Annotated in this window: 10 protein-coding genes; 7 read left to right on the plus strand and 3 right to left on the minus strand. The window is 68.1% G+C overall.

Features of this window, described 5'->3' with window-relative positions; translation table 11 throughout:
• Nucleotides 1-33 precede the first annotated feature (33 nt).
• From aceE to L687_RS36225, 6 genes are all read left to right on the plus strand, one after another.
• Nucleotides 34-2,760 carry a pyruvate dehydrogenase (acetyl-transferring), homodimeric type gene (gene aceE / locus L687_RS36200; RefSeq protein WP_021200723.1) on the plus strand — a complete coding sequence of 909 codons (2,727 nt, stop codon included), beginning with the start codon at nucleotides 34-36 and terminating at the stop codon, nucleotides 2,758-2,760.
• Nucleotides 2,761-2,791: 31 nt separating this feature from the next.
• Complete coding sequence (locus L687_RS36205; protein ID WP_021200724.1) at nucleotides 2,792-3,988, plus strand: PucR family transcriptional regulator; 1,197 nt, start codon at nucleotides 2,792-2,794, stop codon at nucleotides 3,986-3,988.
• 92 nt (nucleotides 3,989-4,080) lie between these two features.
• Nucleotides 4,081-5,001 carry an ACP S-malonyltransferase gene (locus L687_RS36210; protein WP_031207699.1) on the plus strand — a complete coding sequence of 307 codons (921 nt, stop codon included), beginning with the start codon at nucleotides 4,081-4,083 and terminating at the stop codon, nucleotides 4,999-5,001.
• Nucleotides 4,998-5,999 carry a beta-ketoacyl-ACP synthase III gene (locus L687_RS36215; RefSeq protein ID WP_021200726.1) on the plus strand — a complete coding sequence of 334 codons (1,002 nt, stop codon included), beginning with the start codon at nucleotides 4,998-5,000 and terminating at the stop codon, nucleotides 5,997-5,999. Before L687_RS36210 ends, L687_RS36215 begins: the two co-directional genes overlap by 4 nt.
• Before the next feature lie 68 nt (nucleotides 6,000-6,067).
• Nucleotides 6,068-6,316, plus strand: a complete 249-nt coding sequence (locus L687_RS36220) for an acyl carrier protein (RefSeq protein WP_017830435.1) — start codon at nucleotides 6,068-6,070, stop codon at nucleotides 6,314-6,316.
• Between the two features lie 96 nt (nucleotides 6,317-6,412).
• A complete protein-coding gene (locus L687_RS36225) occupies nucleotides 6,413-7,651 on the plus strand; it encodes a beta-ketoacyl-[acyl-carrier-protein] synthase family protein (protein ID WP_021200727.1) in 1,239 nt (412 codons plus the stop codon).
• 138 nt (nucleotides 7,652-7,789) lie between these two features.
• Here L687_RS36225 and yczE read toward each other — a convergent pair whose 3' ends face one another.
• Nucleotides 7,790-8,455, minus strand: a complete 666-nt coding sequence (gene yczE / locus L687_RS41605; protein ID WP_021200728.1) for a membrane protein YczE — start codon at nucleotides 8,453-8,455, stop codon at nucleotides 7,790-7,792.
• 95 nt (nucleotides 8,456-8,550) lie between these two features.
• On the opposite strand from yczE, the gene yczR reads away from it, so the two are divergent.
• A complete protein-coding gene (gene yczR, locus L687_RS36235) occupies nucleotides 8,551-9,954 on the plus strand; it encodes a MocR-like transcription factor YczR (RefSeq protein ID WP_021200729.1) in 1,404 nt (467 codons plus the stop codon).
• A 138-nt stretch (nucleotides 9,955-10,092) separates the two neighbouring features.
• On the opposite strand, the gene L687_RS36240 is transcribed toward yczR, so the two are convergent.
• Both L687_RS36240 and L687_RS36245 read right to left on the minus strand, forming a co-directional pair.
• A complete protein-coding gene (locus tag L687_RS36240; RefSeq protein ID WP_017830431.1) occupies nucleotides 10,093-10,596 on the minus strand; it encodes a DUF3145 domain-containing protein in 504 nt (167 codons plus the stop codon).
• Between the two features lie 185 nt (nucleotides 10,597-10,781).
• Nucleotides 10,782-11,555: a hypothetical protein gene (locus tag L687_RS36245; protein ID WP_021200730.1), complete on the minus strand. Its 774-nt coding sequence runs from the start codon at nucleotides 11,553-11,555 to the stop codon at nucleotides 10,782-10,784.
• Between the last annotated feature and the right edge of the window lie 107 nt (nucleotides 11,556-11,662).

An 11,662-nucleotide genomic window follows, 5' to 3' on the forward strand; every position in this document is an offset into this window, starting at 1 on the left:
GCATGACCTGCCAGCTTGACGAAAGGTTCCCCCGTGACCGTGCACGACCAGGATCCGTACTCCCAGGGCCCCCTCGACAGCGATCCGGAGGAGACCGGCGAGTGGCAGCAGTCCCTCGATGAGCTGGTGGATGCCAAGGGCCACGGCCGCGGCCGCGAGATCATGCTCAGCCTGCTCAAGCGCTCGAAGGAGCTGCACCTGGGCGTGCCGATGGTCCCGACGACGGACTACATCAACACCATCGCCTCGGAGAACGAGCCCGAGTTCCCCGGCGACGAAGAGGTCGAGCGTCGCTACCGTGCATGGATCCGCTGGAACGCCGCGATCACCGTGCACCGCGCGCAGCGCCCCGGCATCGGCGTCGGCGGACACATCTCGACGTATGCGTCGTCGGCCGCGCTGTACGAGGTCGGCTTCAACCACTTCTTCAAGGGTGCCGACAACCCCGGCGGCGCCGACCAGATCTTCATCCAGGGTCATGCCTCGCCCGGCACCTACGCCCGCTCGTACCTCGAGGGACGTCTGAGCGAAGACCAGCTCGACGGCTTCCGCCAGGAGAAGTCGCACGCCCCGAACGGCATCCCGTCGTACCCGCATCCGCGTCTGATGCCGGAGTACTGGCAGTTCCCGACCGTGTCGATGGGGCTCGGGCCGATCAACGCCATCTACCAGGCGATGTCGAACAAGTACCTCGAGAACCGCGGCATCAAGGACACCTCGCAGTCGCACGTCTGGGCTTTCCTCGGCGACGGCGAGATGGACGAGGTCGAGAGCCGCGGCCAGCTGCAGGTCGCCGCCAACGAGGGCCTCGACAACCTCACCTTCATCGTCAACTGCAACCTGCAGCGCCTCGACGGCCCGGTCCGCGGCAACGGCAAGATCATCCAGGAGCTCGAGTCGTTCTTCCGCGGTGCGGGCTGGAACGTCATCAAGGTCGTCTGGGGTCGCGAATGGGACGACCTGCTCGCCCGCGACACCGAGGGCGCACTGCTCAACCTGATGAACGTCACCCCCGACGGCGACTACCAGACGTACAAGGCCGAGTCCGGCGCTTACGTGCGCGAGCACTTCTTCGGACGCGACGAGCGCGCCGCGGCCCTCGTCAAGGACTACTCCGACGAGGACATCTGGAACCTCAAGCGCGGTGGCCACGACTACCGCAAGGTCTACGCCGCGTTCAAGGCAGCGACCGAGCACAAGGGCAAGCCCACCGTCATCCTCGCGAAGACCGTCAAGGGCTACGGCCTCGGTCCGCACTTCGAGGGCCGCAACGCGACCCACCAGATGAAGAAGATGACGCTGGACAATCTCAAGACGTTCCGCGACGCGATGCACATCCCGATCACGGATGCGCAGCTCGAGGAGAACCCCTACCTGCCCCCGTACTACAACCCGGGCCCCCAGGACGAGACGATCCAGTACATGCTCGAGCGTCGTCAGGCTCTCGGCGGCTACCTGCCGGAGCGCCGTTCCACCCACGTCGGACTGTCGCTGCCGGACGACTCGGCGTACGCCCTGCCCAAGAAGGGCTCCGGCACGCAGGAGATCGCCACGACCATGGCGTTCGTCCGCCTGCTGAAGGACCTGCTGCGCTCGAAGGACTTCGGCCACCGCATCGTCCCGATCATCCCGGACGAGGCCCGCACGTTCGGAATGGACGCCTACTTCCCGTCGGCGAAGATCTACAACCCCAACGGCCAGCACTACACGTCGGTCGACCGCGAGCTCCTCCTCGCCTACAAGGAGAGCCCGCAGGGCCAGATCGTGCACGTCGGCATCAACGAGGCGGGTGCCCTCGCGGCGTTCACCGCGGCCGGCACCTCCTACGCCACGCACGGCGAGCCGCTGATCCCGATCTACCTCTTCTACTCGATGTTCGGATTCCAGCGCACCGGCGACGCCCAGTGGGCGGCCGGCGACCAGATGGCCCGCGGGTTCATCATGGGCGCCACGGCAGGTCGCACCACCCTCACGGGTGAGGGCCTGCAGCATGCAGACGGCCACTCGCACCTGCTCGCCGCCACGAACCCGGCGACGGTCTCGTACGACCCGGCCTACGGCTACGAGATCGCGCACATCATGCGCTCCGGTCTCGAGCGCATGTACGGCGGCAACCACGAAGACCCCAACGTCATGTACTACATCACGCTCTACAACGAGCCGATGGTCATGCCGGCGGAGCCGGAGAACGTGGACGTCGACGGCATCGTGCGCGGCATCCACCGCGTTTCGGTCGGCGAGGGCGAGGGCCCCCGCGCCCAGCTCTTCGCGTCGGGCGTCGGTCTTCCCTGGGCACTCGAGGCTCAGCAGCTGCTGAAGAACGACTGGGGTGTGATCGCCGACGTCTGGTCGGTCACGTCCTGGACCGAGCTTCGCCGCGACGGCCTCGCCGCCGACGAGCACAACTTCCTGCACCCGGAGGAAGAGCCCCGCACCGCGTACCTCACCCAGAAGCTGCAGGGTGCCGAGGGTCCGGTCGTCGCGGTCAGCGACTTCATGCACGCTGTGCAGGACCAGATCCGCCCGTGGGTGCCGAACCGCTTCGCCACGCTCGGTGCCGACGGCTTCGGCTTCTCCGACACGCGGGCCGCGGCTCGTCGCTTCTTCAAGATCGACGGCCCGTCGATCGTCGTCCGCACGCTGCAGTCGCTCGCCGAAGACGGGGTCGTCGACCGTTCTCTCGCCGCGCAGGCCATCCAGAAGTACAGCCTGCACGATGTGAACGCCGGAACCAGCGGCAACGCGGGCGGCGAAAGCTGAGCCCTCGGTGACAGGTTCTCCTCCTTCCGGCATGGACAAGGCCGCGACGCTCACCTGGCTGCGCCGGATCTCCGGTGACATCGCCTCGGTGACGATCAAGCGCCTGGAGGACACCCTCCCGTGGTACGCCGATATGCCACCAGCCCGCCGCTCTGCGGTCGGGCTGGTGGCCCAGGCGGGCATCACGTCGTTCATCCAGTGGTACGAAGACCCCACCTCCACCCCGTGGATCGCGGCCGACATCTTCGCCGCGGCCCCGCGTGAACTCCTGCGCAGCGTCAGCCTCCAGCAGACCCTGCAGCTGATCCGCGTGACGGTCGAGGTCACCGAGGAGCGCGTCGCCGGGCGGGGAAACGATCTCCGCGAAGCGATCCTGCTCTACTCGCGTGATGTCGCCTTCGCGGCGGCCGACGTGTACGCCAGGGCTGCGGAGGCCCGCGGCCTGTGGGATGCGCGCCTGGAGGCGCTCGTCGTCGACTCGATCCTCACGGGCGAGGCCGACGAAGAGCTCCCGAGCCGGATCGCCGCGCTCGGATGGCACGGTCACGGGGAGGTCGCCGTCCTCGTCGGCACCACGCCTCCCCAGTTCGACGTCGATCTGGTCCGCCGTACGGCGAGGAAGCTCGCTGTCGACGTGCTCATCGGCGTGCAGGGCTCCCGACTCGTCCTGGTGCTCGGACGCGCCCGAGTCGAGGGGCACGAAGTCGAAGAGGAAGAGCTCGGCTTCCAAGAGATCGCCTCCCGCCTCGAGCCGTCCTTCGGCCCGGGATACGTCGTACTCGGCCCCGAGGTCGCTGCCCTCGTGGACGCGAGCCAGAGCGCACGCGCCGCGCTCGCGGGGTTCGCCGTCGCCCGTGCATGGCGCGGTGCTCCCCGTCCCGTCGAAGCCGATGACCTGCTCCCGGAACGGGCACTCGCCGGAGACCCGTTGGCGAAGCAGACCCTGATCGAGCGCATCTTCCGCCCCTTGCAGGCGCACTCCACCGATCTGGTGACGACCCTGTGGAGCTACCTCGACAACGGGCGCTCCCTCGAAGCCACAGCACGCGAGCTGTTCGTGCACCCCAACACTGTGCGCTATCGCCTGAAGCGCGTGAGCGAGGTCATCGGCTGGGACGCCACCGGCCCCCGTGAGGCTCTCATCCTGCAGACCGCGCTGATCCTCGGTTCGATCGGTGCGGCGGATCAGGTGCGGCGGCGGCCACCGCTTCGACGTCCGCAGCGCTGAGCGCGCCCTTCTGTACACCACACACAAGGGTTTTTCCGAATCTTGTGATGGATCATCCACCGATCTCCGGCAATCGTTGGCAGACTGGGTGGGTGATTGTCGTTGTATGCCCAGGTCAGGGCTCGCAGACCCCCGGATTCCTCGCCCCTTGGCTCGAGCTCGACGGGGTGGCCGAGCGCCTCGCCTCGTACTCCGACGCCGCGGAGGTCGATCTGCACGAACACGGCACGGTGTCCGACGCCGACACGATCCGTGACACGCGTGTCGCGCAACCGCTGATCGTCGCCGCGTCGTTGATCGCCGGTGACGCCTTGACGCAGCGCGCCGGTCGTCGCGCCGACGGCATCGCCGGCCACTCGGTCGGAGAGATCGCGGCACTCGTCGGCAGCGACGTGATCGACGCCGACACCGGCATGCGCCTAGTGGGCATCCGCGGCCGTGCGATGGCCGACGCTGCAGCACAGGAGCAGACCGGGATGAGCGCCGTGCTCGGCGGCGACGAAGACGCCCTTCTGGCGCGCCTCGCCGAGCTCGACCTCTCCCCCGCCAACTACAACGGCGGCGGACAGATCGTCGTCGCCGGCGCCCTCCCGGCTCTCGCCGCTCTCGCGGAGGAACCCCTCAAGGGCACCCGCGTGGTCCCGCTGCAGGTTGCCGGAGCCTTCCACACGCGGTACATGGCGTCCGCCGTCGCCGCTCTCCGCGACGCGGTGGCCGACGTCACCCCCGCGAACCCCGACATCACTCTCTGGACCAACCGTGACGGCTCCGTCGTCGCGGACGGGGCCCAGGCGCTGAGCTTCCTCGTCGACCAGGTCTCGTCGCCGGTGCGCTGGGACCTCTGCATGCAGTCCTTCGCGGACGCCGGCGTGACCGGGGTCATCGAGCTCGCCCCCGCCGGCGCCCTGGTCGGCCTCGCCAAGCGCGGCCTCCGCGGTATCCCGACCGTCGCCGTGAAGACTCCCGAAGACCTCGATGCGGCCGTCGCGCTGCTGAATGGAGAAGCCGCATGAGTGCCACCCTCGCCCAGGTGACCGGCCCGGCATACACGCGCATCTACTCCTACGGCGCAGCCCGCGGCGAGAACGCCGTGCCGAACGAAGACCTGGTGGGTCCGATCGACTCCAGCGACGAGTGGATCCGCCAGCGCACGGGCATCATCACCCGCGCGCGAGCCGACAAGGGGACGGACGCGATCGACCTCGCGACCACGGCGGCGGCCGAGGCGATCGAGAAGTCGGGTGTCCCGGCGGACCAGGTCGATCTGGTGATCGTCGCGACCATCAGCAACCCCAAGCAGACCCCGTCCGTCTCGGCGATCGTGGCCGACCGTGTGGGGGCGAACCCCGCGGCGGCCTACGACATCAACGCTGCCTGCGCCGGCTTCGCCTATGCGATCGCTCAGGCCGATGCGCTGATCAAGGCCGGCGCTGCGCGCTACGCACTGGTGATCGGCACCGAGAAGCTGTCCGACGTCGTCGATCCGACCGACCGCAGCATCTCCTTCCTCCTCGGCGACGGTGCGGGCGCTGCGCTCATCGGCCCGAGTGACACGCCGGGCATCGCTCCCGCGGTCTGGGGCTCCGACGGCTCGAAGGCCGACGCGGTAGGCATGAACGGCACACTCACCGACTTCCGCGACGGCGTGGTGCCGTGGCCGACCCTCCGCCAGGAGGGCCCGACGGTCTTCCGCTGGGCAGTCTGGGAGATGGCCAAGGTCGCACGCGAGGCGCTGGACAAAGCGGGCGTCGAGCCCTCCGACATCGCCGCGTTCATCCCGCACCAGGCCAACATGCGCATCATCGACGAGTTCGCCAAGCAGCTGAAGCTGCCCGACACCACGGTGATCGCGCGCGATATCGAGACGACGGGCAACACCTCCGCCGCCTCCATCCCGCTGGCCAGCCACCGCCTGATGGCCGAACACCCCGAGCTGTCGGGCGGTCTCGCCCTGCAGATCGGCTTCGGTGCCGGTCTCGTGTTCGCCGCACAGGTCGTCGTCCTTCCCTGAGAATGCGCTGACCTTCCCTAGACTGTTCCACGGTTCCGAAAACAACCCGCAAGAAAGAGGAAGACCACATGGCTTTCACCAACGATGAGGTCCTCGCCGGCCTCGCAGAGCTCATCACCGACGAGACCGGCATCAACGCTTCCGAGGTCGCCCTCGAGAAGTCGTTCACGGACGACCTCGACATCGACTCCATCTCGATGATGACGATCGTCGTCAACGCCGAGGAGAAGTTCGGCGTCACCATCCCCGACGACGAGGTCAAGAACCTGAAGACCGTCGGCGACGCCGTCAGCTTCATCGTCGCGGGCCAGGAGTAATCCCGGCAGGATGCCACTCCCGCGCCTCGCGGGGAGTGGCATCCTCCGCCTGCCCTCTCACCCGTTCGACTTCGTTTCGACAAGGAACCACACCTCATGACCAAGCGCATCGTCGTCACCGGCATCGGCGCCACTTCCGCCATCGGCGGCACGGCCCCGGAGAACTGGACGAACCTGCTGGCCGGCATGTCCGGCACTCGCACGCTCGAACACGACTGGGTACAGCAGTACGAGCTGCCCGTCACCTTCGCCGCCGAGGCGATTGTCCGCCCTGAAGAGGTGCTCCCCCGCCACGAGGCCAAGCGCCTCGACCCCTCGTCGCAGTTCGCGCTGATCGCCGCACGCGAGGCCTGGGAGGACGCCGGTTCTCCCGAGGTCGCCCCCGAGCGCCTCGGCGTCGACTTCGCCACCGGCATCGGCGGCCTCTGGACGCTTCTGGACGCCTGGGACACCCTCCGTGAGAAGGGCCCGCGCCGGGTCATGCCTCTCACCGTTCCGATGCTCATGCCGAATGCCGCTGCCGGAAACCTGTCGCTGCAGTTCCACGCCCGCGCTTACGCGCAGACCGTGGTCAGCGCGTGCGCCTCCAGCACCGAATCGATCATCCACGCTTTCCATCACCTGCAGGACGGGCTCGCGGACGTCGTGATCGCCGGCGGCACGGAATCCGCGATCCATCCGATCACGATGGCCTCCTTCGCCTCCGCGCAGGCCCTCTCGCGCCGGAACGACGACCCCGCCCATGCCTCGCGTCCCGGCGCGATCGACCGTGACGGCTTCGTCATGGGCGAGGGCGCAGCCGCGCTGATCCTCGAGACCGAGGAGCACGCCAAGGCCCGCGGCGCCAAGATCTACGGCTATGTGCTGGGTGGCGGCGTCACCGCAGACGCCTATCACATCACCGGCAACGACCCTGAGGGCAACGGCGCGGCCCGTGCCGTCACGCAGGCGCTTGAGGAGGCCGGGGTCACGGCCGACCAGGTCACGCACATCAACGCGCACGCGACATCGACGCCGGTCGGCGACCCCAACGAGTACGTGGCACTCAAGAAGGTCTTCGGAGACCGGATCGACGAGATCCCTGTCTCCGCGACGAAGGCATCGACCGGGCACCTTCTCGGTGGCACCGGTGCGCTCGAGGCGATCTTCTCCCTCCTCGCGCTGCGCGACCGTGTCGCCCCGCCGACGATCAACATGACGGAGCCCGACCCGGCCGTCCCGTTCCGCCTCTCCGGCGAAGCCACGCCCCTCGGAGACGGTCCGCAGGTCGCGATCAGCAACTCGTTCGGATTCGGCGGTCACAACGCGGTCCTCGTGGTCGCCAGCGCCGACTGACACGCCACAACGATGAGCGGCCCTCGGGATTCCGAGGGCCGCTCTTCTCATCGGCATGAGGATCACACGGAAGCATGAGCATCCGCCGGTACTCGATCACGCAAGCGTGCACAGGTCATGCAGGTCCTCGGTGTTCCGTCAGGAGGTGCGGAGGCTCCCGAGCTTCTGCGATCGGGCCCCGCGCATCCGGGTGATGCGCGGGAGGAACCAGCCGATCAGCGGGCCGACACCGAAGGCGAAGAGCACGGTGCCGACGCCGACGGGGCCGCCCAGCAGGAAGCCCACGAGCAGCACGCTCCCTTCGATCAGTGTGCGCACCAGCCACACCGCCCATCCGGTTCGACGGACGAGCCCCGTCATCAGGCCGTCACGAGGGCCGGGGCCGAAGTCGGCGGCGATGTAGAGGCCGGTCGCGAAGGACAGCAGAAGCAGCCCGAAGACGAACATCGGAGCGCCGATCCACACCGAGGACGGTTGCGGGATCAGGGCGAGCGCGAGATCCGCACTCGGACCGACGAGCAGGGCATTCAACACGGTGCCCAGCCCCACGCGTTGGCGCAACGGAATCCACAGCAGAAGGACGATGATCGAGACCAGCACGGTCATGACGCCGTAGCCGAGGCCGGTCTGCGCGGCGAGACCGAGAGCCAGCACGTCCCAGGGAGCGACGCCGATGCCTCCCCGCACCATGAACCCGAGCGCGACGCCGTAGAGGAACAGACCGGCGAGCAGCTGCACGAGCCTCTCGACGAGGTCGCGCCGACTGGTCGCCGTCACGGGGAGGAGCACAGAACGCAGGAACATCCCTCCACTCTGGCCCCCGATCCGCCTTTCGAGGCGAAGCCACTCGCCGCAAAGTGGTCTGCATAGATCAGGCCACTTTGCGTCATGCTGGACGTATGGGATCACGACTCGTCGAACAGCTCGGAGCGCACAACGTGGCCGGCGCCACGGCGTCGGGGCTCGCGGACCGGATCAGGGCACTGATCCTCGACGGCCGACTCACCGTCGGCGAGCGTCTGCCGAGTGAGCGTGCACTCGCCGTCGAGCTGCGCCGTTCCCGTTCGACGGTCACCCGCGCCTACGGCGTGCTGGAGACCGACGGCTACGTCTCACGTCTGCACGGCGGAAGCACGCGTGTCACGCTCCCCAACGGCCACACCGCTCCGGGCGCGGAGGCCGACGACGACTCCATCGACCTGTCGATCGCGTCGATGGACTCGACCCCGGGCCTGTACGACGCGACGGTGCGCTCGCTGCCCCGCCTCGCGGCGCTGCGCGGCACCAGCGGATACTCGCTGCGTGGACTTCCCGAGCTGCGAGAAGCCGTCGCGCAGCGGTTCCGTGATCGCGGCGCTCCGACGTCGGCCGACGAGATCATCATCACCTCCGGTGCTCTCAACGCGGTGAACCTGATCCTCACGGCGATCGGGCGGCGCGGTGAGCGAGCCCTGGTCGAGCAGCCGACGTTCCCTCACGCTCTCGAGGCGCTGAACCGCCACGGGTACCGGCTTCTCCCCACGCCGGTGGACGCCGACGGGTGGGACACGCGGCATCTGAACGAGACGCTGATGAGCTCCCGGCCTCATGTCGCGTATCTCATCCCCGACTTCCACAATCCGACCGGCGCGACCCTCCCCGACGACGAGCGGCCGCGCATCGTGACCACCGCGCGCAACGTGGGCACTCACCTCATCGTCGACGAGACGACGACCGAGCTCGACATCGACCGGGGCTGGGCACCGATTCCCATGGCCGCGGGCGGCCCCAACGTGATCACCGTCGGATCGATGTCGAAGATCGCATGGGGCGGGATGCGCATCGGCTGGGTCCGCGCGGAGCGTTCCGTCATCGCGCGGCTGCTCGCGGTGCGCCCCTCGTTCGAACTCGGTACGGCGCTGCTCGAGCAGTGCATCGCCGTCGAGCTGCTCTCCGACATGCCGGCGCTCAGCGCGCACGTCCGCCGGCGCCTGCGCGCGGGTCGTGGGGCGGTTGAGGCGGGTGTGGCCGGTATCCCCGGGTTCCGGATGCCGCCGACGCCCGGAGGCCTCTCCGCGTGGATCGACATCGGCGCGCCACTGTCCACCTCGCTCTCCCTCGCCGCGCGCGAGCGGCGCCTCGTTCTTCCGCCCGGCCCCCGCTTCACGACGGGCGGCGTGCTCGAGCGCCGGGTGCGCATCCCGATCACGCTCCCACCCGAGCGGATGGCGGAGGCGATGCGGCGGTTGACCCTCGCCTGGGGAGACGTGCGCGAGGGAAGCGCATCGCGCACTGCGGAACTCCAACACTCCGCGGTCATCTGATCCGGATGACGAAGACGCCGCCCCGTTCCCGGGGCGGCGTCCTCATCGTGCGGAGCGGGGATACGTCTTCTCAGCGTCCGGGATGACTCACCGGCATCCGATACTCACGCCTCCCCCGTTCCGGTCTGTGGTGTCGGCTCAGCCGACCTTGTGGAGCCAGACGACCCTGGCATCGTCGCTGGCATGGCGGAAGGGCTCGAGCTCCTCGTCCCAGGCGGAGCCGAGGGCGATGTCGAGCTCGCGCTGCAGCTCGACCGCGCTCCCGGCGGCGATCTCCATCGCATAGCGGATGCGGTCTTCACCGATCACGATGTTGCCGGCGGCATCGGTCTGGGCGTAGTGGATGCCGAGATCGGGCGTATGCAGCCAACGGCCGCCGTCGCTGCGGGGCGTCGGGTCCTCGGTCACCTCGAAACGGAGGTGCTCCCAGCCGCGAATGGAGGTCGCGAGAGCCGCTCCGGTGCCGACAGGGCCGTCCCAGTAGAACTCCGCGCGTCGTGCGCCGTCCAGGACGGGCTGCTCGGTCCAGTCGAAGTTCACCGCACGCCCGATAGCGCGACCCACCGCCCATTCGAGGTGCGGGCAGAGCGCGCGAGGCGCAGAGTGGATGAACACCACTCCGCGTGCGTAAGCCGTCGCCATGATCTCTCCGTTTCATCAGGTGCGTCTTCCCCAACGACCTGAACCACGAAGTGGCGAGAATATGCGGTTGTGCGCCCATTCTCGCCGAGATCCACAGAAATCACAAGCATGTCATTCCATGACGAAGGCCCCGGTCACGGGGACCGGGGCCTTCGGACCGCAATCGGTCGTAGATCTGACGAGGATCAGGCCTCGCTCATGGCCTGCTTGACCTGCTGGCCCTTGGCGGCGTAGTACGCCGCACGAGCGGCGTCCTTGCGCGCCTGCTCGGCATAGCCGAACTCCAGCGTCTCCTGGTCGACCTCGTAGTTGGGCACATCGTCGGTGCCGTGGTACTTCTCGATGTAGGCATCGAGCTCCGGGCCCGAGGTCCACGAGGTGATGAGGCAGTAGCGCGGCTCCGTGCCGTTGTGCGTGGCCGCGTGCCAGAGGCGCTGCGTGTCGACGATGAGCTGCGCACCGGCCGGAAGGGCGATGCGGTACTCGATGCTGGGGTCGGTGCGGTTCTCGCGCAGGACGAAGTAGCTGTCCTTGTCGTCCGTCAGATTGAAGAAGCCGCGGACCACCCAGCCCGTGCCGTCCGGGTTCAGACGGTTGTTGTCATCCTGGTGCAGGTTGTAGAGGCAGTCGCCGTACGGGGTCGGCTGCAGCTCGATCACGCGGCAGCGGCCGACGTTGGCACCCGGCTCCTGCGCGCGGCGCGTCAGGTTCGGGGCCTTCTCGGTCTGCGAGTCGATCCAGACGCCATCCTTGTCGGTGCGCGGCGGCTTGTGGTTCCAGAAGCCGTTGCACTCGATGTCACCGAAGGCACTGGCGAGAGGGGCGAAGCGGGTGTCACCCGACGACTTCCAGTCGTTGTACTCGATGTCGAGCCATTCCTTGGGGTCGAGCTCCTGGTTGTAGCTGTCGAGGACGACGAATCCCTTTTCCTCGAGGGCAGCGGACTTGATGTAACCCATGATCGAGTCATGTTCCTTTCATCGGGGGCCAGCACGTTTTAACAGGCCCTGATAAGGCAAGCCTAACAGCGTGGTCCGGGAGCCCTTCGGAGGTCGGCCGTGCATAA

The sequence above is a fragment of the Microbacterium maritypicum MF109 genome, assembly GCF_000455825.1.
GTDB lineage: Bacteria > Actinomycetota > Actinomycetes > Actinomycetales > Microbacteriaceae > Microbacterium > Microbacterium maritypicum_A.

What these genes read in the sequence shown, in the direction of transcription:
- L687_RS36205 (WP_021200724.1), top strand. Translation starts at nt 2,792, where the DNA reads ATGGACAAGGCCGCGACGCTCACCTGGCTGCGCCGGATCTCCGGTGAC.
- L687_RS36215 (WP_021200726.1), top strand. Translation starts at nt 4,998, where the DNA reads ATGAGTGCCACCCTCGCCCAGGTGACCGGCCCGGCATACACGCGCATC.
- L687_RS36220 (WP_017830435.1), top strand. Translation starts at nt 6,068, where the DNA reads ATGGCTTTCACCAACGATGAGGTCCTCGCCGGCCTCGCAGAGCTCATC.
- L687_RS36225 (WP_021200727.1), top strand. Translation starts at nt 6,413, where the DNA reads ATGACCAAGCGCATCGTCGTCACCGGCATCGGCGCCACTTCCGCCATC.
- yczE (WP_021200728.1), bottom strand. Translation starts at nt 8,455, where the DNA reads ATGTTCCTGCGTTCTGTGCTCCTCCCCGTGACGGCGACCAGTCGGCGC.
- yczR (WP_021200729.1), top strand. Translation starts at nt 8,551, where the DNA reads ATGGGATCACGACTCGTCGAACAGCTCGGAGCGCACAACGTGGCCGGC.
- L687_RS36240 (WP_017830431.1), bottom strand. Translation starts at nt 10,596, where the DNA reads ATGGCGACGGCTTACGCACGCGGAGTGGTGTTCATCCACTCTGCGCCT.
- L687_RS36245 (WP_021200730.1), bottom strand. Translation starts at nt 11,555, where the DNA reads ATGGGTTACATCAAGTCCGCTGCCCTCGAGGAAAAGGGATTCGTCGTC.